Below are 23,240 nucleotides of genomic sequence, written 5' to 3' on the forward strand. Positions count from 1 at the left end.
TGGAGCCCGAAGAACACGGCCGCCTCCTCCTCCACCGTGCGGTCCCGCCCCGCCAGCACCCCGACGATCATCTGCGGGACCATCAGCCCCGCCATGAGGGCGATCGGCAGTCCCCAGCCCCCGCTGTGCTGGTACAGCACACCCACCAGCAGCGGCCCGGGGATGGAGATCAGATAGCCGGTGCTCTGCGCGAAGGCCGACAGCTGGGCCACGCCCGCGCCCGTGCGCGCCCGCATGCCGACCATGGTGAGCGCGAGCGGGAAGGCGCAGTTGGCGATGCCCACCAGTACCGCCCAGGCCCAGGCGCCGGCGGCCGGGGCGAAGTAGAGGCCCGCGTATCCGAGCAGACCGCTGACGCCCAGCACGAGCACGATCGGGCCCTGCCGGGGCAGCCGGGCGGCGAGGCGCGGTATGACGAACGCCAGGGGGACGCCCATGACCATGGTGACGGCGAGCAGCAGTCCGGCCTGGCCGGCGGGGACGCCCGCGTCGCGGAAGATCTGCGCCATCCAGCCCATGCTGATGTAGGCGGCGGTGGCCTGGAGCCCGAAGAACACGGCCAGCGCCCAGGCGGTCCTGCTCCGGGTGATCCGCAGCGCCGGCGCCTGTCCGGCGGCCCGCTCCCCCGGCCGCCCGTCCCCGCGCGGCGGCTCCGGCGTAGCCTCCCCCGCCGCCGAGGCTCCGCCCCGGTCCCGTACGAAGGCGAGCCAGGGCAGGACGGCGGCCGCCGCGAGGGCCGCCCAGACGGCGAGCCCCGTCTGCCAGTCGCCGCCGAGGGCGTCGGTCACCGGGACGGTCGCGGCGGCCGCCGAGGCGGTGCCCAGGGCGAGGGCCATCGAGTACAGGCCGGTCATGGAGCCGACCCGGTCGGGGAACCAGCGCTTGACGATGACCGGCATCAGCACGTTGCTCACGGCTATGCCGGCGAGCGCGAGGCCGCTGGTGAGGAGGAACGCGGCCGTGTTGCCGACGAAGGGCCTCACCAGCAGGCCGGTGGCGATGGCGGCCATCCCGGCGCACACCACCGCGCCGGGGCCGAAGCGGCGGGCCAGACGGGGCGCGGTGACGCCGAAGACGGCGAAGCACAGGGCGGGCAGGGAGGTGAGCAGCCCCGCCACGCTGCCGCTCATGCCGAGCCCGTCGCGCACCTCTTCGAGCAGGGCGCCGAAGCTGGTGATGGCGGGGCGCAGGTTCAGGGCGGCCAGCACGATGCCGGCGACGAGCAGCCGTTTCCGCCACGCGCGCGTGCGGGCGCCGGACTGTTCCGGGAGCACGGTCGTGGCGGAGGTACGGGCGGTGGCGGACGCGGTCGTACGGGTCTCGTCGCCAGTCATACGAGTCATGGCACCCATCATAGAATCATGGGATGATTGGTTGTCCAGGTCGTGGGCGCCGCCCCGGGCCCCTGCCGTGCGAAGGTGAAGCATGCCTCTGAGCCATCCGCGCCGATCCGCGCTGTCCGAGCAGGTCATCGCCGCCCTGCGGGCCCAGATCACCTCGGGCGAGTGGCCGGTCGGCTCACGCGTCCCCACCGAGCCGGAGCTCGTGGAGCAGCTGGGGGTGGCCCGCAACACCGTCCGCGAGGCGGTCCGCGCGCTGGCGCACAACGGCCTGCTCGACATCCGCCAGGGCTCGGGCACCTATGTGGTCGCCACCAGCGAGCTGGCGGGCGTGATGCACCGCCGCTTCGCCGGCGCCGACCCCCGGCACATCGCCGAGCTGCGCTCCTCCCTGGAGTCGTCGGCGGCGCGGCTGGCGGCGCGGCGGCGTACGGAGAAGGACCTCAAGCAGCTCGACGCGCTGCTGCTGCGCCGTGAGGAGGCGTGGGAGTCGGGCGACGCGGAGGCGTTCGTGACGGCGGACGCGACGTTCCACATGGCCGTCGTGGCGGCCTCGCACAACGACGTGATGACCGCGCTGTACGCGGACCTGGGCGAGGTGCTGCGGGACTGGCTGCGCGACGACGTGGGCGGGGACATGTCTCCGGAGACGCACATGGACCACAGCCGGCTGGTGGACGCGATCCGCGCGGGCGACGAGGCGACGGCGGCCGTGGAGGCCGCCGCCTACCCCCTGGCGTGCAAGCCGGGGCGGCTGACGGCCCCCGCCGGCGACTGAGCGCGCCTCCCAGGGCGGCGGACACACGCGAGGGCGGCGGACGTACGCGAGGGCCCGCGCCCCCTCAGGGGGACGCGGGCCCTCGTGCGGCTGTGCTGCGGATCAGGCGCCGATGGCGTGCAGACCGCCGTCCACGTGGATGATCTCGCCCGTGGTCTTCGGGAACCAGTCGCTCAGCAGGGCGACGATGCCGCGGCCGGCCGGCTCGGGGTCCTTCAGGTCCCACTCCAGCGGGGAACGGGTGTCCCACACGGACGCCAGCTCGCCGAAGCCCGGGATGGACTTGGCGGCCATGGAGCCGAGCGGGCCCGCGGAGATGAGGTTGCAGCGGATGTTCTGCTTGCCCAGGTCACGCGCGATGTAGCGGCTGGTGGCCTCCAGGGCGGCCTTGGCCGGGCCCATCCAGTCGTACTGCGGCCAGGCGAACTGCGCGTCGAAGGTGAGGCCGACGACGGAGCCGCCGTTCTGCATCAGCGGCAGGCAGGCCATGGTGAGCGACTTCAGGGAGTACGCCGAGACGTGCATGGCCGTGGCGACCGACTCGAACGGCGTGTTGAGGAAGTTGCCGCCGAGCGCGTCCTGCGGCGCGAAGCCGATGGAGTGGACCACGCCGTCCAGGCCGCCGAGCTCCTCGCCGACCACGTCGGCCAGGCGGCCCAGGTGCTCGTCGTTGGTCACGTCGAGCTCGATGACCTTGGTGGGCCTGGGCAGCTTCTTCGCGATGCGCTCGGTCAGGGTGGGGCGCGGGAACGCGGTCAGGATGATCTCGGCGCCCTGCTCCTGAGCCAGCTTGGCGGCGTGGAAGGCGATGGAGGACTCCATCAGCACTCCGGAGATCAGGACGCGCTTGCCCTCGAGGATTCCGCTCATGATGTTCAGTGACCCATTCCCAGTCCGCCGTCAACGGGAATGACGGCTCCAGTGATGTACGAGGCGTCGTCCGAGGCGAGGAAGCGCACCGCGGCGGCGATCTCCTCGGTCTTCGCGTACCGCGCGAGCGGCACCTGGGCGAGGATCTTCTCCTGCTGCTCCTCGGTGAGCTCCCGGGTCATGTCGGTGTCGACGAAGCCGGGCGCGACGACGTTGAAGGTGATGTTGCGCGAGCCCAGCTCACGGGCGAGCGAGCGCGCGAAGCCCACCAGGCCGGCCTTGGAGGCGGCGTAGTTGGCCTGCCCCGCGGAGCCGAGCAGCCCGACGACCGAGGAGATCAGCACGACGCGGCCCTTGCGGGCGCGCAGCATGCCGCGGTTGGCGCGCTTGACGACCCGGAAGGTGCCGGTGAGGTTGGTCTCGAGGACGGACGTGAAGTCCTCCTCGGACATGCGCATCAGGAGCTGGTCCCGGGTGATGCCGGCGTTGGCCACGAGCACCTCGACGGGGCCGTGCGCCTCCTCGATCTCCTTGTAGGCCTGCTCCACCTGCTCGGTGTCGGTGATGTCGCACCGGACGGCGAGGAAGCCGGCCGGGGGCTCACCCGAGCGGTACGTGATGGCGACCTTGTCGCCGGCGTCGGCGAACGCGCGGGCGATGGCGAGGCCGATGCCCCGGTTGCCTCCGGTGACGAGAACCGAGCGGCTCAACGGATCACCCCTTCGATAGCGGTCTGGTCCACCCGCCCGGACACCGTGACGACAGGCGGCTGCACTGAAAACCTATCGGTCCCGGTCCGCCTCGGGACATCGGGGCACCGACAGTGGCCGGGGGGCCGCTCTGTCGAGTCCCTACAGAATGAACCCGGCCGGGCGACGGCGGTCACCGGCCCGGTGACGCGAACACGGCGGGGCGTGCCGCAAAGGTGTGGTCCCGGTCCGGCCCGGCGCGACATGATGCGCGGCAGCGCCAACTCGACGCAGCGACAACCGAACGATTCGAACCCGACAGGAAGAGACGTAGGTGTCTCATAGCATTGACGAAGCCTTCACAGCCCTGCCGCTACGCGCCCTCGCCGACGCCGCGCTCGCCCGGGCGCGGGCGCTCGGGGCGGAGCACGCGGACTTCCGTCTGGAGCGGGTACGCAGCGCCTCCTGGCGACTGAGGGACGCCAGGCCCGCCGGTTCGTCGGACACCACCGACCTCGGGTACGCGGTGCGGGTGGTGCACGGCGGCACCTGGGGCTTCGCGTCCGGGGTGGACCTCACCCTCGACGCCGCCGCGAAGGTCGCCTCCCAGGCGGTGGCCATGGCGAAGCTGTCCGCGCAGGTGATCCGGGCCGCCGGGTCGGACGAGCTCGTGGAGCTGGCCGACGAGCCGGTGCACGCCGAGAAGACCTGGGTGTCGTCGTACGAGATCGACCCGTTCACCGTGCCCGACGAGGAGAAGGCGGGGCTGCTGGCCGACTGGAGCGGGCGGCTCCTCGCGGCGAACGGCGTCGACCACGTGGACGCCTCGCTGCTCACCGTGCACGAGAACAAGTTCTACGCGGACACCGCCGGGACCGTGACCACGCAGCAGCGTGTCCGGCTGCACCCGGCGCTGACGGCGGTGTCCGTCGACGACTCCAGCGGCGAGTTCGACTCCATGCGCACGCTCGCACCGCCCGTCGGGCGCGGCTGGGAGTACCTGACGGGCACCGGCTGGGACTGGGACGACGAGCTGGCGCGCATCCCCGAGCTGCTCGCCGAGAAGATGCGCGCCCCGAGCGTCGAGCCGGGGCTGTACGACCTGGTGGTGGACCCGTCCAACCTGTGGCTCACCATCCACGAGTCGATCGGGCACGCCACCGAGCTGGACCGCGCCCTCGGCTACGAGGCCGCCTACGCGGGCACCTCGTTCGCCACCTTCGACCAGCTCGGCACGCTGCGGTACGGCTCCGAGCTGATGAACGTCACCGGTGACCGCACCGCCGAGCACGGGCTCGCGACCGTCGGCTACGACGACGAGGGCGTCGAGGCGCAGTCCTGGGACCTGGTGAAGGACGGCACCCTCGTCGGCTACCAGCTGGACCGGAGGATCGCGAGGCTCACCGGGTTCGAGCGGTCCAACGGGTGCGCGTTCGCCGACTCCCCCGGCCATGTGCCGGTGCAGCGCATGGCCAACGTGTCGCTGCGGCCCGACCCGGCGGGGATGTCCACGGAGGACCTGATCGGGGGCGTGGACCGGGGCATCTACGTGGTCGGCGACCGGTCCTGGTCGATCGACATGCAGCGCTACAACTTCCAGTTCACGGGCCAGCGTTTCTACCGGATCGAGAACGGGCGGCTCGCCGGGCAGCTTAGGGACGTCGCCTACCAGGCCACGACCACCGACTTCTGGGGTTCCATGGCGGCGGTCGGCGGTCCGCAGACGTATGTCCTGGGCGGCGCCTTCAACTGCGGCAAGGCCCAGCCGGGCCAGGTCGCGGCGGTCTCCCACGGCTGCCCGTCCGCCCTCTTCAAGGGAGTCAACATTCTGAACACCACGCAGGAGGCCGGGCGATGAGCGCGCGCACCACCAAGCCGCACGAGATCGTCGAGCGGGCGCTGGAGCTGTCGCGGTCCGACGGCTGTGTCGTGATCGCCGACGAGCACTCGTCCGCCAACCTCCGCTGGGCGGGCAACGCGCTCACCACGAACGGGGTCACCCGCGGGCGCACCCTCACCGTGATCGCCACGGTGGACGGCGCCCAGGGCACGGCCTCCGGGGTGGTGTCCCGGTCCGCGGTGACCGTGGACGAGCTGGAGCCGCTGGTGCGGGCCGCGGAGACCGCCGCGCGCGGCACGGGGCCCGCCGAGGACGCGCAGCCGCTGGTGACGGGGGTGGATCCGTCCCCCGAGTTCACCGAGGCGCCCGCCGAGACGACGTCCGCGGTGTTCGCCGACTTCGCCCCGGCGCTGGGCGAGGCGTTCGCCCGGGCGCGGGCCGGCGGCCGGGAGCTGTACGGGTTCGCGAACCACGAGATGGTCTCGACCTACCTCGGCACATCGGCGGGGCTGCGGCTGCGGCACGACCAGCCGAACGGCACGCTGGAGATCAACGCGAAGTCCCCGGACCGAACCCGGTCGGCGTGGGCGGGCCGTTCCACGCGTGACTTCAAGGACGTCGACCCGGCCGCGCTGGACGCCGACCTGGCCGTACGGCTGGGGTGGGCCCAGCGGCGGCTGGAGCTGCCGGCGGGGCGGTACGAGACGCTGCTGCCGCCGACCGCCGTGGCGGACCTGCTGATCTACCAGTTCTGGTCGGCGTCCGGGCGGGACGCGGCGGAGGGCCGTACGGTGTTCTCCAGGCCGGGCGGCGGCACCCGGGTCGGCGAGCGGCTGACCGAGCTGCCGCTGACGCTGCGCAGCGACCCGGCCGAGCCGGGTCTGGAGTCGGCGCCGTTCGTGATCGCGCATTCCTCCGGCGGGGACCAGTCGGTGTTCGACAACGGGCTGCCGCTGTCGGCGACGGACTGGGTGCGCGAGGGCGAGCTGCACCGGCTGACCACCAGCCGGCACAGCGCGGGCCTGACCGGTCTGCCGGCCGCGCCCGCTGTCGACAACCTGATCCTGGACGGCGGCGAGGACCGCTCGCTCGAGGAGATGGTCGCGTCCACCGAGCGAGGGCTGCTGCTGACCTGCCTGTGGTACATCCGCGAGGTGGACCCGGCGACGCTGCTGCTCACCGGGCTGACCCGGGACGGCGTCTACCTGGTGGAGAACGGCGAGGTCACCGGCGAGGTGAACAACTTCCGGTTCAACGAGTCGCCGGTGGACCTGCTGGGCCGGGCGGCCGAGGCGGGCCGTACGGAGAAGACGCTGCCCAGGGAGTGGGGCGACTGGTTCACCCGGGCCGCGATGCCCGCGCTGCGCGTCCCCGATTTCAACATGAGCTCGGTCAGCCGGGGCGTATAACCTCGTAGGCGTTCGCAGCAGGCCGTCACCCGTACGGCCGCAGATCACCGAGGAGACACGAGAACCGTGACGGACATCGTCGACGAGCTGAAGTGGCGCGGGCTGTTCGCCCAGTCCACTGACGAGGACGCTTTGCGCAAGGCGCTCGCGGACGGTCCCGTCACGTTCTATTGCGGTTTCGACCCGACCGCGCCGTCGCTGCACGTGGGGCACCTGGTGCAGGTGCTCACCGTGCGCCGGCTCCAGCAGGCCGGTCACCGGCCGCTGGCGCTGGTCGGCGGCGCGACCGGTCAGATCGGCGACCCGCGGCCGACGGCCGAGCGCACGCTGAACTCGCCGGAGACGGTCGCGGGCTGGGTGGAGCGGCTGCGCGGCCAGATCGAGCCGTTCCTGTCCTTCGAGGGCGAGAACGCGGCCGTCATGGTCAACAACCTCGACTGGACGGCGAACCTGTCCGCGATCGAGTTCCTGCGGGACATCGGCAAGCACTTCCGCGTCAACAAGATGCTGACGAAGGACTCGGTCGCCCGGCGGCTGGAGTCCTCCGAGGGCATCAGCTACACGGAGTTCAGCTACCAGCTGCTCCAGGCGATGGACTTCCTCCAGCTGTACCGGCGCTACGGCTGCACGATGCAGCAGGGCGGCAGCGACCAGTGGGGCAACCTCACGGCCGGGCTCGACCTGCTGCACCGGCTGGAGCCGGACGCCACGGTCCACGCCTACGCGACGCCGCTGATGACCAAGGCGGACGGCACCAAGTTCGGCAAGACCGAGGGCGGCGCCGTCTGGCTGGACCCGGAGATGACCACGCCGTACGCGTTCTACCAGTTCTGGCTGAACGTGGACGACCGGGACATCTCGGGCTACATGCGGATCCTGTCCTTCAAGTCCCGTGCGGAGCTGGAGGAGCTGGAGCGGCAGACGGAGGAGCGTCCGCAGGCCCGTGCCGCGCAGCGCGCGCTGGCCGAGGAGCTGACGACGCTGGTGCACGGCGCCGACCAGACGGCCGCCGTGATCGCCGCGTCCCGGGCGCTTTTCGGCCAGGGCGAGCTAGGTGAGCTGGACGAGCGGACGCTGGCGGCGGCGCTCTCCGAGGTGCCTCACGTGAAGGTGGCCGAGCTCGGTCCGGTGGTGGACCTCTTCGCCGAGGTCGGCCTCGTGCCCAGCAAGTCGGCCGCGCGGCGCACGGTGAAGGAGGGCGGCGCCTACGTGAACAACGTCAAGGTCACCGCCGAGGACGCCGTTCCCGCGAGGGAGGACCTGCTGCACGGGCGCTGGCTGGTGCTGCGCCGCGGCAAGAAGAACCTGGCGGCCGTGGAGGTCACGGCCGGCTGAGCCGGTACGCGCGAGGGGCGGGTCCTGCCGGGACCCGCCCCTTCGCCGTGTCCGGCAGGGTCAGACCCGCTGCCGCTCGTGCTTCCGGCGCTGCATGGCGTTGTAGATCATCTCCACCAGCAGCACGACGACGATGGCCGCGCCGAGCTGGAAGATGTGCCGCCCCCAGTCGATGCCGCGGGTCTCCTCGATGCCGAAGCCGCGCGCCATGGCGTTGCCGATGACCGCGCCGGCGATGCCGCAGAGGGTGGCCAGCCAGAGCGGGATGTGCTGCTTGCCCGGGATCACCGCCTTGGCGAGCAGGCCGAGCACGAATCCCACGATGATCGCCCACAACCAGCCCATGGCTGCCTCCTCGTACGACTTGGCGCGAGCATTACGGCAAGTGTCGGCCCAGTCGCGGTACGCCGCATGTCGGACATGCCGTACGCGGGACGGCGCAGCCCGGCCGGAGCGGTGCGGGGTGCCCCGCTCTCGTGACCGGGCGGGGCGCGGCGTACCGTTGGCCTTGTCCGGACCAGATGTCGCAGACCGGGACACTGGACGCCGGGTACAGGGAAAGGTCCGATGCGGGCGGATGGTGGAATGTGATGCGGAAGCAGCGTGGCGGCGGCGCTCAGGTGTTCCGGATCACGGGCGCCCGGGCGGGCCTCCAGGAGGACGTACGGGGACGGCAGCGCCGGTACGTGATCTCGATGACCGTTCGCACGATCTCGGTCATCCTGGCGGCCACCCTGTGGAACGTGGAGCGGCATGTCGCGATCGTGGCGCTGGTGCTCGGGGCGGTCCTGCCGTACATCGCGGTGGTGATCGCCAACGCGGGGCGGGAGAACGCGCCGTCCCTGCCGTCGACCTTCGTGACGGCCCCGATGAAGCCGATGATCGCCCCGCCGCGGACGGATGACGGTTCCACGGAACCCGATGCGGAAGAAGTGCCGTCGCGGACGGCGCCGGGCGCACGATCCGAGGATCCGGGACGGTCCTGAACAGCGAGGTGTGAGCACCGGGCGCCGGGAGCGGAAGTACCTTCCCGGACAAGCTCAAAGAAACCTCAGATCAATCGTGTTCTTTCGGTGCCGGGGGCGGGGTGACCCATGACATACTTCGTACGCGCTCCGCATCCCCCGTCGGAGCGACAGACCGACGCCGGGCAGCTCCCCCCGTGGCTGCTCGGCGTCGCCTTTTCCCGCCGCGTTTCTCCTTACGCCGCACGGGTTAGGGTCGGACGGTGATCACCCCTGACCCCGAGACGCCCATCTGCTCCGCGAAGGGCTGCCGCGCCCCCGCCGTATGGGTGCTGGCCTGGAACAACCCGAAGATCCACACGCCGGAGCGGCGCAAGACGTGGCTGGCCTGCGAGGAGCACCGGGAGCACCTGGCGCAGTTCCTCGGGGTGCGCGGCTTCCTGAAGGACGTGGTGCGCCTGGAGGAGTGGGAGGCCCCGGAGGGGGCCTGAGCGCGCGGCCGGAAGGTCTCTCCCGGCCGCCTCGGCCGCTCGGCCCGCCCCGGCCGCAAAGCCGCTCGGTCGCGCTGCCGCGCAGCCGCTCGGCCGCTCTCAGCCGCCGATGGCGGACATCGGACGGTCCGGCTGGACGAAGGTCGGGGCGTCCAGGCCCGCGCCCGCCTTCTTGCCCCACATGGCGAGCTTCCAGATGCGGGCGATCTCCTCGTCGTCCGCGCCGGAGCGCAGGGCCGCCCGCAGGTCGGTCTCCTCGGTGGCGAACAGGCAGGTGCGGACCTGTCCGTCGGCGGTGAGGCGGGTGCGGTCGCAGGCGGAGCAGAACGGCCGGGTGACGGAGGCGATGACGCCCACCCGGTGCGGGCCGCCGTCGACCAGCCAGCGTTCGGCGGGTGCGGAGCCGCGCTTCTCCTCGCCCTCGGCGGTCAGCTCGAACCGGGTGCGCAGGGAGGCGAGGATGTCCCCCGCGGTGATCATGCCGTCGCGCTTCCAGCCGTGCTGGGCGTCCAGCGGCATCTGCTCGATGAACCTCAGCTCGTAGTCGTGCTCGACGGCCCAGGCGAGCAGGTCGGGGGCCTCGTCGTCGTTGAGCCCCGGCATCAGGACCGAGTTGACCTTCACCGGGGTCAGTCCGGCCTCACGGGCCGCGTACAGGCCGTCCAGGACGTCCTGGTGGCGGTCGCGGCGGGTGAGGGTCTTGAAGACGTCCGGGCGGAGGGTGTCGAGGGAGACGTTGACCCGGTCGAGGCCGGCCGCCTTCAGGGCGCTCGCCGTGCGGCGCAACCCGATGCCGTTGGTGGTGAGGGACATCTGCGGCCGGGGTTCGAGGGCGGCGACCCGCTCGACGATGCCGACCAGGCCGGGGCGGAGCAGGGGCTCGCCGCCGGTGAAGCGCACTTCCTCGATGCCGAGGGAGGTGACCGCGATGCCGACGAGCCGGACGATCTCGTCGTCGGTCAGCAGATCGGGCTTGGCGAGCCACTGCAGGCCCTCCTCGGGCATGCAGTACGTGCAGCGCAGGTTGCACCGGTCGGTGAGCGAGACCCGGAGGTCGGTCGCCACCCGGCCGTAGGTGTCGATGAGCACGTGGGGCCCCTCCCTGTACGCCGATCGGTACGCCGGTCACTGGTGTCCGGTATCTGCGAGCGTACGTGACGCCGCCGACATCACCCAGCGACGCGATGTGACGATGTGCCGACGGCCGCGTTGTCAGGACCTACGAGAGCCCTGACGACGCGGCCGTCGCGCGCGGGCCGTGTCAGTGGGCGCCGGTGCCGGTGAGGGACCGGACCTCCAGCTCCGCGTACTTCTTGACGTCGGGCTCCTCCTTGGACAGGACGGTGCCCAGCCAGCCCATGAGGAAGCCGAACGGGATGGAGATGATGCCCGGGTTCTTCAGCGGGAACCAGGCGAAGTCGACGTCCGGGAACATCGCCTTCGGGTCGCCGGAGACGACCGGCGAGAACAGCACCAGGCCGACGGCGACGATCAGACCGCCGTAGATCGACCACAGCGCGCCCTGGGTGGTGAACCGCTTCCAGAACAGGCTGTAGAGGATGGTCGGCAGGTTGGCCGAGGCGGCGACCGCGAAGGCCAGGGCGACCAGGCCGGCCACGTTCAGGTCGCGGGCGAGGGCGCCGAGCGCGATGGAGACGATGCCGATGAGGACGGTCGCCCAGCGGGCCGCCCGCATCTCCTCCTTGTCCGTGGCCTGCCCCTTGCGGATGACGTTGGCGTAGATGTCGTGCGCGAAGGAGGACGACGAGGCCAGGGTGAGTCCGGCGACCACGGCGAGGATCGTTGCGAAGGCCACCGCCGAGATGGTGGCGAGCAGGATCGCGCCCCAGGCCGAGTCGACGCCGCCGATGTGGAGGGCGAGCAGCGGGGCGGCCGTGTTGCCGGACGGGTTGGACTCGATGATCTCTTCCGGTGAGATCAGCGCCGCCGCGCCGAAGCCGAGCGCCAGCGTCATCAGGTAGAAGCCGCCGATGATGCCGATGGCCCAGTTCACGGACTTACGGGCGGCCTTGGCGTTCGGCACGGTGTAGAAGCGGATCAGGATGTGCGGCAGGCCGGCGGTGCCGAGCACCAGGGCGATGCCCAGCGAGATGAAGTCCAGCTTGGTCAGGTTGTCGGCGCCGTACTGGAGGCCGGGCTCCAGGAAGGCTTCGCCCTTGCCGCTGTTCTCGGCGGCCTTGCCCAGCAGGTCGGAGATGTTGAAGTTGAACTTCAGCAGCACCAGGAAGGTGATGAGGATCGTGCCGCTGATGAGCAGCACGGCCTTGACCATCTGGACCCAGGTGGTGCCCTTCATGCCGCCGATGGAGACGTACACGATCATCAGCACGCCGACCAGGGCGACGATGAGGATCTTGCCGGCGTCGGAGGTGATGCCGAGCAGCAGCGACACCAGGACGCCCGCGCCGGCCATCTGGGCCAGCAGGTAGAAGATCGAGACGACGATCGTGGAGGTGCCGGCCGCGGTGCGGACCGGGCGCTGGCGCATCCGGTAGGCGAGGACGTCGCCCATGGTGTAGCGGCCGGAGTTGCGCAGCGGTTCGGCGACCAGCAGCAGGGCGACGAGCCAGGCGACGAGGAAGCCGATGGAGTAGAGGAAGCCGTCGTAGCCGAAGAGGGCGATGGCGCCGGCGATGCCGAGGAAGGACGCGGCCGACATGTAGTCGCCGGAGACGGCCAGTCCGTTCTGGAAGGCGCTGAACTGCCGTCCGCCCGCGTAGAAGTCGGCGGCGTCCTTGGTCTGCCGGCCGGCCCAGACGGTGATGCCGAGGGTGGCGAGGACGAACAGCGAGAACAGCACGATGATCAGCGTGCGGTGTTCGCTGGCCTCGTTCGCCGCGAGCGTGACGTGGGTGATCGCGGGGCTCATGCGCCGCCCTCCATACGGGTCTTGATGGCCTCGGCCTTGGGGTCGAGCTTGGCGGCGGCGTGCCGGGAGTACCACCAGGCGATGAGGAAGGTGCTGAGGAACTGGAGCACGCCGAAGACGAAGGCGACGTTGATGTGGCCGACCACCTTGGCGCCCATGAAGCCGCCCGCGTAGTTGGACAGCAGCACGTACAGCAGGTACCAGACGATGAAGCCGATGGTCAGCGGAAAGGCGAACGAGCGGTAGGAGCGGCGTAGATCACCGAACTCAGCGCTCTCCTGAACCTCGGTGAACTCCTCCGGTGTGGGGAGTTTTGCTTGCTCTGTCGAGGGGGGCGGTGCTTCGGCGGCCACGGAGTCTCCTCGCGGTGCGGGTCGGTTCTTGCGTCGACGAAAGGCGAGTGTCCTCGCGCTTCCTGCCCAAGGGCACGGCGCCACGCGAGGACCGGTTCAACTCGACACGGTTCTTTTCCGTGGACGATTTCCGAAGACGTTGCACACAAATCATTGCTGGCCAGCGGACGCGCGGGATAGCTTCACCCTGCACCACCCGTCATGTACCTGCCCGGGCAGCCACCCCCTGTCTCGGGCCGGTTTCGTTTCCGGATGATGTGGAGACCCCATGGCTCATCTGCGTTCCAGACGCCGGCTCGCTCTCGCCGTTCCCGTCGTGCTGTCGCTGACCGCCTCGCTCGGCTTCCTGCCCGCGGCGGCCTCCGCCGCCCCGGTCACGGCCTCGGCCCCGGGTTCGGCGGAGCAGGCGGCGGACGCGCCCGTCCTGGCGTACGTGGTCAACACCAGGGCGGACCACCGCACGATCGCCTCGGTGAAGCGGGCCGTCGCCGCGGCCGACGGCGAGGTCGTCGTCGCGTACGAGAAGATCGGCGTCATCGTCGTCCGTTCCGCGAACGCCGACTTCGCCAAGACCCTCCGTGAGGTGCCCGGCGTGCAGTCGGCCGGCGCCACCCGCACCGCTCCGCTGGCCCCGGCCGGGACGACCGACGCGGGCTCCGCCGAGTACCTGACGGCCGCCGACGCCGCGAAGCTGAGGGCCGCCTCGGCGAAGACGCCCGGCAGCGAGCCGCTCGAGGCCGACCAGTGGGACCTGCGCGCCATCGGCGCCGACCAGGCCGCGAAGATCAACCCGGGCAGCAGGAAGGTCACGGTCGCCGTCATCGACACCGGCGTCGACGACACCCACCCGGACATCGCCCCGAACTTCTCCGCGTCCCAGTCCGCCAACTGCTTCGGCGGCGCCCCCGACACCTCCCCGGGCGCCTGGCGGCCGTACACCGCGGACGACTACCACGGCACGCACGTGGCCGGTGAGATCGCCGCCGCCCGCAACGGCATCGGCGTCGCCGGCGTCGCGCCCGGCGTGAAGGTCTCGGCGATCAACGTCACCGACCCCGCCAACGGGCTGTTCTACGCGGAGGCCGTCGTCTGCGCGTTCGTGTTCGCCGCCGACCACGGCGTGGAGATCACGAACAACAGCTACTACGTCGACCCGTGGATGTACAACTGCATGGACGACCCGGACCAGCGGGCCATCGTCGACGCGGTCAACCGGGCCCAGCTGTACGCCCAGCGCAAGGGCACCCTGCACTTCGCCTCGGCCGGCAACTCCAACCACGACCTGGCCTCCGACGCCATCGACGACACGTCCAGCCCCAACGACACCACCCCGGTGCCGCGCACCATCGACCCCGGTGAGTGCTTCGACGTCCCCACGCAGCTCCCCGGCGTCGTCACGGTCAGCGCGACGGGCTCCAAGAACCTCAAGTCGTACTACTCCTCGTACGGCAAGGGCGTCGTCGACGTCGCCGCGCCGGGCGGCGACAGCCGCTACCAGCTGCCGGACACCCCGTCGAAGAACGGCCGCATCCTCTCCACCATGCCCAACGGCGAGTACGCCTGGCTCCAGGGCACCTCGATGGCCTCCCCGCACGCGGCCGGCGTCGCCGCGCTGCTGAAGTCCGAGCACCCGTGGCTGCCCCCGGCGGCGCTCCAGGCGCTGCTCAAGGCGCAGGCGGACAACCCCGGCTGCCCCGCCTCGTACGACCAGGACGGTGACGGAACGCAGGACGCGACATGCGAGGGCGGCCGGCTGGTCAACGGCTTCTACGGCCGCGGCATCGTCGACGCGCTGCGCGCCGTCAAGTGAGCCACGCACACGCACACCCGCCGTACCGTCCTCGGCACCTCAACGTGAACGAACTGGAGACTTCATGACAGCGTCACATCCGCGCCACCGCCGGGCGCTCGTCGTCCCGGCCGGCATGGCCCTGGCGACCACGCTCGCGTTCCTGCCGAACACGGCCGCCACGGCCGCCCCGGCCGCCCCCGCCGGCCAGGGGGCCGCCTCGGCGGACGCCGCCTCGCTGAGCTACGTGGTCAACGTGCGGGGCGGGCACGGCGCGCCGGCGCACGTGAAGAAGGCGATCGCCAAGGCCGGCGGGACGATCGTGACGTCGTACGAGAAGATCGGCGTGATCGTCGTCCACTCGTCGAACGCCGACTTCGCCAGGACCATCCGCAAGGTGCCGGGCGTGCAGTCGGCCGGCGCGACCCGTAACGCGCCGCTGCCGTCGGCCGCCACGACCGACCTGGGCTCCCCGAAGGTGCTCAGCGCCACCGAGGTCGCCGAGGCGACGGAGCAGGCCGCCGCGGACCAGGACCCGCTGCAGAACCTCCAGTGGGACCTGCCCGCCATCAAGGCGGACAAGGCGCACGAGAAGTCGCTGGGCAGTCCGAAGGTGACCGTCGCCGTCATCGACACCGGCGTCGACGACACCCACCCCGACATCGCGCCCAACTTCGACCGGGCCGCGTCGGTGAACTGCGTGGCGGGCAAGCCCGACACCAGCGAGGGCGCCTGGCGTCCGGGCGCGGCCGAGAGCCCGCACGGCACGCATGTCGCCGGTGAGATCGCCGCCGCGAAGAACGGCGTCGGCATGACCGGTGTCGCCCCCGGGGTGAAGGTCTCCGGCATCAAGGTGTCCAACCCGGACGGCTACTTCTACACCGAGGCCGTGGTGTGCGGCTTCATGTGGGCGGCCGAGCACGGGGTCGACGTCACCAACAACAGCTATTACACCGACCCCTGGTACTTCAACTGCAAGAACGACCCCGACCAGAAGGCGCTCGTCGAGGCCGTCACCCGGGCCACGCGGTACGCCGAGCGCAAGGGCGCGGTGAACGTCGCCGCGGCGGGCAACGAGAACTACGACCTCTCCGCCGACGAGATCACCGACCCGTCGTCGCCGAACGACGGCACCCCGTCGGACCGGACCGTCGACCCGTCGGAGTGCCTGGACATCCCCACGCAGCTCCCGGGCGTGGTGACGGTCGCGTCGACCGGCGCGAAGGGCCTGAAGTCGTCGTTCTCCAACCACGGCCTCGGGATCATCGACATCGCCGCGCCCGGCGGTGACTCGACGGCCCTCCAGACCCCCGCGCCGCCCGCCACCAGCGGCCTGATCCTGGGCACGCTGCCCGGCGGCAAGTGGGGCTACATGGCCGGTACGTCGATGGCGTCCCCGCACGTCGCGGGCGTCGCCGCGCTCATCAAGTCGCGGCACCCGTACGCGCCGCCGGCGCTGGTGAAGGCGCTGCTGTACGCGCAGGCCGACGCCACCGCCTGCACGACGCCGTACGACATCGACAACGACGGCAAGGTCGATGCGGTGTGCGAGGGCCCGAAGAACCGCAACGGCTTCTACGGCTGGGGCATGGCCGACGCGCTGGACGCGGTGACGCGGTGACGCGCTAGGCGCCGTGGCGCCGGGGGGAGGGGCCGGGCGGCGGTTGCGCCCGGCCCCTCCCGCCGTCCAGGGCCGGCGGTGCTGCACAGTGAGGGCATGGCTCGTCTCGCGTCCTTCTGGTCAGGTCTCGGCGGGGATCCCGCCCTCGTGTCGCGGGTGTCCGCCGTCGAGCGGCCCGGTGTGCTGCCGTCGCGGCTGCCGGTACGGGAGTTCGCGGGGGCGTGCGTCGGCGTGTGCGCGCTGGCCGCCGCTGAGCTGGCGGCGCGGCGCGCGGGCGGTGGCGAGGTCCCGGCGGTGCGGGTGGACGACGGGGCGGTGGCCACGGCGTTCGTGAGTGAGCGTCATCTGCGCACCGACGGGCGGGCCGCCGAGAGCTTCGCCCCGCTGTCACGGTTCTGGCGCACGGCGGACGGCTGGGTGCGCACGCACGCCAACTATCCGCACCACCGGGCGCGGCTCCTTTCCGCCCTCGGCACGCCGGATGACCCGGACGCGGTGGCCGCGGTGCTCGCACGGAGGTCCGCCGCGGAGGTGGAGGAGACGGTCACCGCGGCGGGCGGCCTGGCCGTCGCCCTGCGTACGCCCGAGGGGTGGGCGGCACACGAGCAGGGGGCGGCGGTGGCGCGGCTGCCGTTGGTGGAGCGGGTACGGCTGGACTCCGCGCCCGCGCGGGAGCTGTCTCCGCCGGCCGGGACTCCGCTGCTGCCGGCCGCGGGACTGCGGGTGCTGGACCTGACCCGGGTCATCGCGGGCCCGATCGCCACCCGCACCCTGGCCCTGCTCGGCGCGGACGTGCTGCGACTGGATCCGCCGGGCCTGCCCGAACTGCCCGACCAGCACACCGACACGGGGTTCGGGAAGCGGTCGGCGCTGGTGGAACTGGCCTCCGGCCGGGAGGCGGTGGAGGAACTGGTGGCGCGCGCGGACGTGGTCGTCACGGGCTACCGGCCCGGCGCCCTGGACCGCTTCGGCCTGAGCGCGGAGGCTCTCGCCGAACGGCGGCCGGGGGTGGTCGTGGCCCAGCTCTCGGCGTGGGGCGCCACCGGGCCGTGGGCGGGGCGCCGCGGCTTCGACAGCCTGGTCCAGGTGGCGACGGGCATCGCCCACATCGAGGGCGGCCGGGACCGCCCGGGCGCGCTCCCGGCCCAGGCCCTGGACCACGGCACGGGGTACCTGCTGGCGGCGGGGGCACTGCGTGCCGTGTCGGACCAGACGGAGGCGGGCGGCAGCCGACTGGTGAGAGCGGCGCTGGCCCGCACGGCGGGCGACCTGCTGAGGGGGGCGGCCGGCCCCGGAACCGAGGAGGGTGAGACGAACCTGTCCCCCACCCCCTGGCTCGCGGAACGCGACAGCCCTCTGGGCCACTTGCGCTACGCGCTCCCCCCGGTGGAGTTCGAGAAAGGCCCCCGGGACTGGGCACGACCGCCGGGACGGTGGGGCGCGGACGAGGCACGGTGGTGGTGAGCGGCACGCGCGAAGGCGCGCAGAGCAGGCCGCTCGGTGGCGGTGAACGCCGTACGGCGGGTACGGAATCGCGGCTCACCGCCGACGCGGTGACCGTAAGGAGCACGCGCACGGGCGCGGGAAGCGATGCCCGAGATGACGGCACATGCTGCGCGTAGGCGCGGAGAAGTGCCCGCACCTGGACGCGTGGAGCGCAGGCACGCTCGCTCGGTGACGTCGGAAGGCCGCGCGGCGGCTGCGCAGTGCGGCTCGTCGACGACGGTACCGGCGCCGGCACGGCGGCGGACAGCGCCGTCTCGGTTCGGGCGACGTTCGTCGGGTGGGCGGTGACGCGGTGGATGCCTCGGCTCTCCTCGCGGCGGAACTGCGCGAACTGACGCGTCATCGGCTGCGAGGCGACGGCAGTCGCGTGGACGGCGCGGCGTCTGCCCATGGCGTCCTGTGCGTCGCGCAGCACCAAGGCCCCCGCGCACGCGCGGCTTCGTCGAGCGCCGGGTGCTCGAGGCCCGTGAGCGGCGCCCGGCAGCGCCCGCGCCCTCGCACAACCGGCGGACGAAGTCCGCGCTCCTTCCCGCACTTGCCCCGCTCTGTGTGATCTTGTGAAGATCCTGGGGTGACTCTGACGACTTCCAGGGAGCGGGCGGCGCAGGCGGCCGGTGGGCGGTGGCGGGCCGGGGCCGTGCTGGTTCTGGTGGTGCTCGGTGCGCTGATCCCCCTGCTCGGGCCGGCGCCCGCGTTGCACGGCACCGGGGAGGCGGACGCGCCCGGGACCGGTGGCATCGCCCTGCTGCGGACGGTGCTGTTCGCCGCGCTGGCCGTGCCCGTGGGCGAGTTGTTCGCCGTGCGGCTGGCGCGCACGCTGCCCGGCGCCCCGCCCGCCCTGCCGCGCAGGTGGTCGACCGTGGCCAACTCCGTCGGTTTCGTGGCCGCCCTCGGACTCGCCTCCGTGGTGGCGACCGGCAACCTCGTGCCGTCCCACCTCGCGGACATCGACGTGGGCGGCCTCTACGAGACGCGGGACGGCAAGCTCGCCCTGCTGGAGGTCAACGGCTTTCTCGCCGCAGCCCTGTGCTCCGCGTCCCGCCGTCCGGCCACCCAGGCGCTGCCGCTGGCCGCAGTGGTCGTGGCCGAGGCGCTGCGCGCGCACCCGACGACGGAGTACAGCCCGCTCGTCGGTTCGGGGCTGACGCTGGTGCACCTGACGTGCGCGTCACTGTGGGTGGGCGGCCTGCCGCACGTCCTGCGCACGCTGCGGTTGTGGGGGCGCGCCGAGGCGGGCGCGGCGCTGCTGGGCCGCTACGCGCGCGTGGCGCTCGTGCTGCTCGTCGCCATGACCGCCACGGGGGTGTGGAGTTCACTGCGCCGGATGCCGTCCGGGACGATCATGGAGCAGCTGACGGACACCGCGTACGGGCGGGTGCTGCTCGCCAAGGTGGTCCTGATGGCGGGGGTCTCCGCGCTCGCCCTGTGGGCGCGGGTGCGGCTGGCGCGCGCGGCCGACCCGCTCACCGCGAGTTCACCCGCGCGGGCGGAGGTGTGCCTACTGGCCCTGGTGGTCGCGGTGTCGGGACTGCTGACCGCGCTGCCGGTGCCGATCCGCTGGTGAGCGCCCCGCGCGCCCTCACGCGCACCGTCACGCGCGCGTGGTGAACGGGCGGGCCGCTCGGGCCACCTGACGGACAGCCCTGTCAGCAGTGGCCCGTATCCTCGTGAACCATGCTCGAAGACCTCACCGCCGCAGCCGCCTCCCCCACCGCGTGGCCGGCCGCGTATCCGCAGGGATACGCGGTCGTCGACGTGGAGACGACGGGGCTGGCCCGCGACGACCGCATCATCTCCGCGGCCGTCTACCGGCTGGACGCGCGCGGCGAGGTCGAGGACCACTGGTACACGGTGGTCAACCCGGAGCGCGACCCGGGCCCGGTGTGGATACACGGGCTGACGAGCGAGATGCTCGAAGGCGCGCCCCTCTTCGCGGACATCGCGGCGGAGTTCGCGGCGCGCCTGGAGGGCCGCGTCCTGGTGGCGCACAACGCGGTGTTCGACTGGCAGATGATCGCCCGCGAGTACGCCCGCGCGCGGGGCGAGGCCCCCGTGCGGCAACGGCTGTGCACCATCGCCCTGTCGAAGGAGCTGGGGCTGCCGCTGCCCAACCACAAGCTGGAGTCGCTCGCGGCGCACTTCGGCGTGGTGCAGCGGCGGGCGCACCACGCGCTGGACGACGCGCGCGTGCTGGCGGAGGCGTTCCGGCCCAGTCTGCGGGCCGCCGCGGCGGGCAACGTACGGCTGCCGCTGCACGAGTGCCGGCCGCTCACCGAGTGGTCGGACCGGCCCCGCATCGGGCAGCAGGCGTCCTACGGCGGGCGGGCGCCCTCCAGTTGGCGACCCTCCCGCAAAAGGCCCGCATGCCCCTATCCCAACCCGGGCCGGTACGAACCGGGCAAGCGTCTCAAGCAGGGCATGCGGGTGGCGTTCTCCGGGGACACGTCCATCGAGCGTGACCTGCTGGAGGACCGGGCGACCGAGGCGGGGCTGCACGTGGCGACGAGCCTGTCCCGGCTCACCAGCCTGCTGGTCACCAACGACCCGGACTCGGGCACGTCGAAGACGGTCAAGGCCCGCCAGTACGGCACCCCGGTGGTCGACGAGGCCGCCTTCGGCCAGCTCCTCGCCGACGTCGAGCCCGCCTCGGAGACCTGACCGCCCTCCCGGGCGCGAACGGGTGCGGGAGGGCGCGGGCGAGCGCGGGCGGCCCCGCAGGGGGGCGTACCCGGCTCGGAGCACCCCGCGCCCGGGTTGTACCTTCATGGGGTGTACCGCTTCCTGCTGTCCCGGCAATGGGTGACCCTCACGCTGGTCGCCCTGCTTCTCGTCCCCACGATGATCGCGCTGGGCTTCTGGCAGATGAGCCGCTACGACGAGCGCTCCGCGCGCAACCAGCTGGTGACCGACGCGCTGGCCGCCGACCCGGTGCCGGTGGAGAAGCTGGCGGCCCCCGGCCACGCGGTGACCCGCGCCGAGCGGTACCGCACGGTGACCGCGACGGGCCGCTTCGACACGGACGCCGAGGTCGTGGTGCGCCGCCGCACCAACGCCGACGAGGAGATCGGCTTCCACGTCCTGACCCCGTTCGTGCTGGACGACGGCAAGGTGCTGCTGGTCAACCGCGGCTGGATCCCCGCCGACGGCCCCAGCCAGACCGAGTTCCCGAAGGTGCCCGCGCCGCCGCGCGGCAAGACCACGATCACCGGCCGGCTGATGCCGGACGAGACGACCGAGGCCAGCGGCATCAAGCACCTCGAGGGCCTGCCGGACCGGCAGATCATGCTGATCGACAGCGCGCGGGAGGCGGAGCGGCTGGACGCGGAGGTGCTCGGCGGCTATGTGGCGCAGACCGCTCCCGAGCCCGCAGGCGGCCTCCCCCAGCAGCTCGGCGACCCCGGCAAGGAGAACGCGGCGCTGAACTACGCGTACGCGATCCAGTGGTGGCTGTTCGCCGCCGCCGTCCCGGTCGGCTGGGTCGTGCTGGCCCGCCGCGAGGTGCGCGACCGGGCGGCGAAGGCGGGCCAGGAGGACACCGACGCCGGGGCGTCCGACGCCGCCCCCACCGAGTCCGCGGCCGTCTGACCTCCCCCTCCCTGCACTTCCCCACTCCCCGTTCTCCCCGTTTGCCGGGTTCTGTGCGAGAGTGGCGCACCGGTCGGGCATGTCGCCGATGCGTTCCGGACACGGAACCGGCCGGTTACCGTCACCCGGACGGGCCGTCCACGCGACCGGGCCCGAGGGCACAGCACACCAAGGACGGTGATTCATGGCCGGCGCAGCCATGACCGCGACGTTCCTCGCCGTGATCGGCGGGGCGTCGCTGCTCGCCGTCACCGCGCGCCGGCTGCGCCCGAGCGACCGGCTGCCCTCGCTGGAGGGCTGGGCGCTGGCCGACCGCAGCCTCGGCCCGGGCTGGACCTGGCTGCTGCTCGGCGGGACGGTCTACACCGCGTACACCTTCACCGCCGTGCCGGGACTGGCGTACGGCAACGGCGCGCCCGCCTTTTTCGCCGTGCCGTACACGGTGATCGTGTGCCCGCTGGCGTTCGTGCTGCTCAGCCGGCTGTGGAGCGTGGCCCGGCGGCACGGCTACATCACCGCCGCCGACTTCGTGCGCGGCCGCTACGGCTCGGCCCCGCTGGCCCTGGTCGTCGCGCTGACCGGCATCCTCGCGACCATGCCGTACCTGGCGCTCCAGCTGCTCGGCATCCGCGCGGTGCTCACCGCGGGCGGGCTGTATCCGCCGGGCGCCGCCGGCGACCTGGCGATGGTCGCGGTGTTCGCGGGTCTGGCGGTGGCCACCTACCGGCACGGGCTGCGCGCGCCCACGGTGATCGCCGCGCTGAAGGCGGTGGCGGTGTTCGTGTCGCTCACCGCGGTCTGCTGGCTGGTCCTGGACCGGTTCGGCGGCCCCGGCGCGGTCTTCGACGGGGCCGCCCGCGCCCTCGGCGGCACCGACCCGGCCCACTCGCCCCTGGTGCTCACCCCCGGGCAGCAGCCCGCGTACGCGACGCTCGCGCTCGGCTCCGCGCTGGCGCTGCTGATGTACCCGCACGTGCTGACCGCCGGGTTCGCCGCCGACGGGAGGCGCACCCTGCGCAAGGTGTCGGCGGGGCTGCCCGCCTGGACGGCGCTGCTCGCGCTGTTCGGCTTCCTCGGCATCGCGGCGCTCGCCGCCGGGGTGCGGGCGCCCGTGGGCGGCGCGGAGGCGGCGGTGCCGATGCTGGTCGGCCGGCTGATGCCGGGCCCGCTCGCCGGGCTGGTGTTCGGCTCGATCGTGGTCGGCGCGCTGGTCCCGGCGGCGGTGATGTCCATCGCCGCGGCCACCGGCTTCGTGCGCAACGTGTACGTCGAGTACGTCCATCCGACGGCCACCCCGAAGCGGCAGGTGCGGGTCGCCAGGGCGGTGTCGCTGACCGCGAAGCTGGGCGCGGTGGCGTTCGTGTTCGGGCTGCGCGACCAGGACGCGATCAACCTCCAGCTGCTCGGCGGAGTGTGGATCCTCCAGATCTTCCCGGCGGTCGCCGTCGGGCTGTACACACGCTGGCTGCATCCGCGGGCGCTGCTCGCCGGCTGGGCGGCGGGCATGACCGCCGGGACGTATCTGGTGGTGCGGGAGGGTTTCTCCTCGATCGTGCCGCTCGTCGCCGGCTCGCCCGAGATCTACGCCGGGGTCGCCGCCCTGGTGCTGAACCTGGCCGTCGCGGTGGCCGCCACGCCCGTCCTCACCCGTCTCGGCGTCCCGCGCGGACCCGACGCCACCGGCCTGCCGTCCCGCCCGTACTCCGGGCGACGTCCCCCGACGGGAGCGAACAACGCGTGAGACGCAGACACCACCCCCCGGTCACCGTGCCCCCGGCC

The 23,240-nt window shown here is 72.5% G+C and carries 20 protein-coding genes; 13 read left to right on the top strand and 7 right to left on the bottom strand.

Going from position 1 to position 23,240, the window contains the following annotated elements:
- Positions 1 to 1,334, bottom strand: a 1,334-nt coding sequence (locus CCN29_RS10635; RefSeq protein WP_107481686.1) for a CynX/NimT family MFS transporter, incomplete at its 3' end; no start/stop codon positions are given.
- A 91-nt stretch (positions 1,335 to 1,425) separates the two neighbouring features.
- Between CCN29_RS10635 and CCN29_RS10640 the strand changes: the two genes are divergently transcribed.
- Positions 1,426 to 2,118 (top strand): FadR/GntR family transcriptional regulator, encoded by a 693-nt coding sequence (locus CCN29_RS10640; RefSeq protein WP_006132622.1) that lies wholly within the window; start codon positions 1,426 to 1,428, stop codon positions 2,116 to 2,118.
- A 102-nt stretch (positions 2,119 to 2,220) separates the two neighbouring features.
- Here the strand turns inward: CCN29_RS10640 and fabI are convergent, their stop codons facing one another.
- Positions 2,221 to 2,988, bottom strand: coding sequence for an enoyl-ACP reductase FabI (gene fabI, locus CCN29_RS10645; protein WP_006132623.1), 768 nt, complete (start codon positions 2,986 to 2,988; stop codon positions 2,221 to 2,223).
- 5 nt (positions 2,989 to 2,993) lie between these two features.
- Complete coding sequence (gene fabG, locus CCN29_RS10650) at positions 2,994 to 3,698, bottom strand: 3-oxoacyl-[acyl-carrier-protein] reductase (RefSeq protein ID WP_006132624.1); 705 nt, start codon at positions 3,696 to 3,698, stop codon at positions 2,994 to 2,996.
- A 313-nt stretch (positions 3,699 to 4,011) separates the two neighbouring features.
- Between fabG and CCN29_RS10655 the strand changes: the two genes are divergently transcribed.
- The 3 genes from CCN29_RS10655 (at position 4,012) to tyrS (ending at position 8,261) form a co-directional block, all read left to right on the top strand.
- Positions 4,012 to 5,535 carry a TldD/PmbA family protein gene (locus CCN29_RS10655; RefSeq protein WP_006132625.1) on the top strand — a complete coding sequence of 508 codons (1,524 nt, stop codon included), beginning with the start codon at positions 4,012 to 4,014 and terminating at the stop codon, positions 5,533 to 5,535.
- Positions 5,532 to 6,926: a metallopeptidase TldD-related protein gene (locus CCN29_RS10660; protein ID WP_006132626.1), complete on the top strand. Its 1,395-nt coding sequence runs from the start codon at positions 5,532 to 5,534 to the stop codon at positions 6,924 to 6,926. The genes CCN29_RS10655 and CCN29_RS10660 overlap by 4 nt, the downstream gene beginning before the upstream one ends.
- 66 nt (positions 6,927 to 6,992) lie before the next feature.
- Positions 6,993 to 8,261: a tyrosine--tRNA ligase gene (tyrS, locus tag CCN29_RS10665; RefSeq protein WP_006132627.1), complete on the top strand. Its 1,269-nt coding sequence runs from the start codon at positions 6,993 to 6,995 to the stop codon at positions 8,259 to 8,261.
- Positions 8,262 to 8,321: 60 nt separating this feature from the next.
- On the opposite strand, the gene CCN29_RS10670 is transcribed toward tyrS, so the two are convergent.
- Positions 8,322 to 8,606 carry a GlsB/YeaQ/YmgE family stress response membrane protein gene (locus CCN29_RS10670; protein WP_006132628.1) on the bottom strand — a complete coding sequence of 95 codons (285 nt, stop codon included), beginning with the start codon at positions 8,604 to 8,606 and terminating at the stop codon, positions 8,322 to 8,324.
- A 245-nt stretch (positions 8,607 to 8,851) separates the two neighbouring features.
- Here CCN29_RS10670 and CCN29_RS10675 point away from each other — a divergent pair, with 245 nt between their 5' ends.
- Together CCN29_RS10675 and CCN29_RS10680 are read left to right on the top strand one after the other, a co-directional pair.
- Entirely contained in the window at positions 8,852 to 9,247 is a 396-nt protein-coding gene (locus tag CCN29_RS10675; RefSeq protein WP_006132629.1) for a DUF3099 domain-containing protein, read from the top strand.
- Between the two features lie 242 nt (positions 9,248 to 9,489).
- On the top strand, positions 9,490 to 9,717 hold the full coding sequence (locus CCN29_RS10680; RefSeq protein WP_006132630.1) for a hypothetical protein: 228 nt from the start codon (positions 9,490 to 9,492) through the stop codon (positions 9,715 to 9,717).
- A 99-nt stretch (positions 9,718 to 9,816) separates the two neighbouring features.
- Here the strand turns inward: CCN29_RS10680 and moaA are convergent, their stop codons facing one another.
- The 3 genes from moaA to CCN29_RS10695 all read right to left on the bottom strand — a co-directional run bounded on the left by moaA (position 9,817) and on the right by CCN29_RS10695 (position 12,960).
- Positions 9,817 to 10,806 carry a GTP 3',8-cyclase MoaA gene (gene moaA / locus CCN29_RS10685; protein ID WP_086681222.1) on the bottom strand — a complete coding sequence of 330 codons (990 nt, stop codon included), beginning with the start codon at positions 10,804 to 10,806 and terminating at the stop codon, positions 9,817 to 9,819.
- A 172-nt stretch (positions 10,807 to 10,978) separates the two neighbouring features.
- On the bottom strand, positions 10,979 to 12,607 hold the full coding sequence (locus CCN29_RS10690; protein ID WP_006132632.1) for a monocarboxylic acid transporter: 1,629 nt from the start codon (positions 12,605 to 12,607) through the stop codon (positions 10,979 to 10,981).
- Positions 12,604 to 12,960 (bottom strand): DUF485 domain-containing protein, encoded by a 357-nt coding sequence (locus CCN29_RS10695; protein WP_086681224.1) that lies wholly within the window; start codon positions 12,958 to 12,960, stop codon positions 12,604 to 12,606. The genes CCN29_RS10690 and CCN29_RS10695 overlap by 4 nt, the downstream gene beginning before the upstream one ends.
- A 268-nt stretch (positions 12,961 to 13,228) precedes the next feature.
- Here CCN29_RS10695 and CCN29_RS10700 point away from each other — a divergent pair, with 268 nt between their 5' ends.
- The 7 genes from CCN29_RS10700 to CCN29_RS10730 all read left to right on the top strand — a co-directional run bounded on the left by CCN29_RS10700 (position 13,229) and on the right by CCN29_RS10730 (position 23,202).
- Positions 13,229 to 14,770, top strand: a complete 1,542-nt coding sequence (locus CCN29_RS10700) for a S8 family peptidase (protein WP_086681226.1) — start codon at positions 13,229 to 13,231, stop codon at positions 14,768 to 14,770.
- Between the two features lie 64 nt (positions 14,771 to 14,834).
- On the top strand, positions 14,835 to 16,370 hold the full coding sequence (locus tag CCN29_RS10705; protein ID WP_006132635.1) for a S8 family peptidase: 1,536 nt from the start codon (positions 14,835 to 14,837) through the stop codon (positions 16,368 to 16,370).
- 96 nt (positions 16,371 to 16,466) lie between these two features.
- The gene (locus tag CCN29_RS10710; protein WP_086681227.1) at positions 16,467 to 17,834 is read left to right on the top strand and encodes a CoA transferase; all 1,368 of its coding nucleotides are present in this window, start codon (positions 16,467 to 16,469) and stop codon (positions 17,832 to 17,834) included.
- Positions 17,835 to 18,453: 619 nt separating this feature from the next.
- Positions 18,454 to 19,440, top strand: a complete 987-nt coding sequence (locus tag CCN29_RS10715) for a CopD family protein (RefSeq protein WP_086681229.1) — start codon at positions 18,454 to 18,456, stop codon at positions 19,438 to 19,440.
- A 110-nt stretch (positions 19,441 to 19,550) separates the two neighbouring features.
- The gene (locus tag CCN29_RS10720; RefSeq protein ID WP_006132638.1) at positions 19,551 to 20,534 is read left to right on the top strand and encodes a DEDDh family exonuclease; all 984 of its coding nucleotides are present in this window, start codon (positions 19,551 to 19,553) and stop codon (positions 20,532 to 20,534) included.
- Positions 20,535 to 20,645: 111 nt separating this feature from the next.
- Entirely contained in the window at positions 20,646 to 21,461 is an 816-nt protein-coding gene (locus tag CCN29_RS10725) for an SURF1 family cytochrome oxidase biogenesis protein (protein ID WP_031019949.1), read from the top strand.
- Between the two features lie 184 nt (positions 21,462 to 21,645).
- Positions 21,646 to 23,202 carry a sodium:solute symporter family protein gene (locus CCN29_RS10730; RefSeq protein WP_006132640.1) on the top strand — a complete coding sequence of 519 codons (1,557 nt, stop codon included), beginning with the start codon at positions 21,646 to 21,648 and terminating at the stop codon, positions 23,200 to 23,202.
- The last annotated feature ends 38 nt before the right edge of the window (positions 23,203 to 23,240 follow it).

It is taken from the genome of Streptomyces pseudogriseolus (assembly GCA_002154585.1).
Classification (GTDB): Bacteria; Actinomycetota; Actinomycetes; order Streptomycetales; family Streptomycetaceae; genus Streptomyces; species Streptomyces pseudogriseolus.

What these genes read in the sequence shown, in the direction of transcription:
- CCN29_RS10700 (WP_086681226.1), top strand. Translation starts at nt 13,229, where the DNA reads ATGGCTCATCTGCGTTCCAGACGCCGGCTCGCTCTCGCCGTTCCCGTC.
- CCN29_RS10730 (WP_006132640.1), top strand. Translation starts at nt 21,646, where the DNA reads ATGGCCGGCGCAGCCATGACCGCGACGTTCCTCGCCGTGATCGGCGGG.
- CCN29_RS10660 (WP_006132626.1), top strand. Translation starts at nt 5,532, where the DNA reads ATGAGCGCGCGCACCACCAAGCCGCACGAGATCGTCGAGCGGGCGCTG.
- CCN29_RS10670 (WP_006132628.1), bottom strand. Translation starts at nt 8,606, where the DNA reads ATGGGCTGGTTGTGGGCGATCATCGTGGGATTCGTGCTCGGCCTGCTC.
- CCN29_RS10640 (WP_006132622.1), top strand. Translation starts at nt 1,426, where the DNA reads ATGCCTCTGAGCCATCCGCGCCGATCCGCGCTGTCCGAGCAGGTCATC.
- CCN29_RS10690 (WP_006132632.1), bottom strand. Translation starts at nt 12,607, where the DNA reads ATGAGCCCCGCGATCACCCACGTCACGCTCGCGGCGAACGAGGCCAGC.
- CCN29_RS10710 (WP_086681227.1), top strand. Translation starts at nt 16,467, where the DNA reads ATGGCTCGTCTCGCGTCCTTCTGGTCAGGTCTCGGCGGGGATCCCGCC.
- CCN29_RS10720 (WP_006132638.1), top strand. Translation starts at nt 19,551, where the DNA reads ATGCTCGAAGACCTCACCGCCGCAGCCGCCTCCCCCACCGCGTGGCCG.
- CCN29_RS10705 (WP_006132635.1), top strand. Translation starts at nt 14,835, where the DNA reads ATGACAGCGTCACATCCGCGCCACCGCCGGGCGCTCGTCGTCCCGGCC.
- CCN29_RS10675 (WP_006132629.1), top strand. Translation starts at nt 8,852, where the DNA reads ATGCGGAAGCAGCGTGGCGGCGGCGCTCAGGTGTTCCGGATCACGGGC.
- fabI (WP_006132623.1), bottom strand. Translation starts at nt 2,988, where the DNA reads ATGAGCGGAATCCTCGAGGGCAAGCGCGTCCTGATCTCCGGAGTGCTG.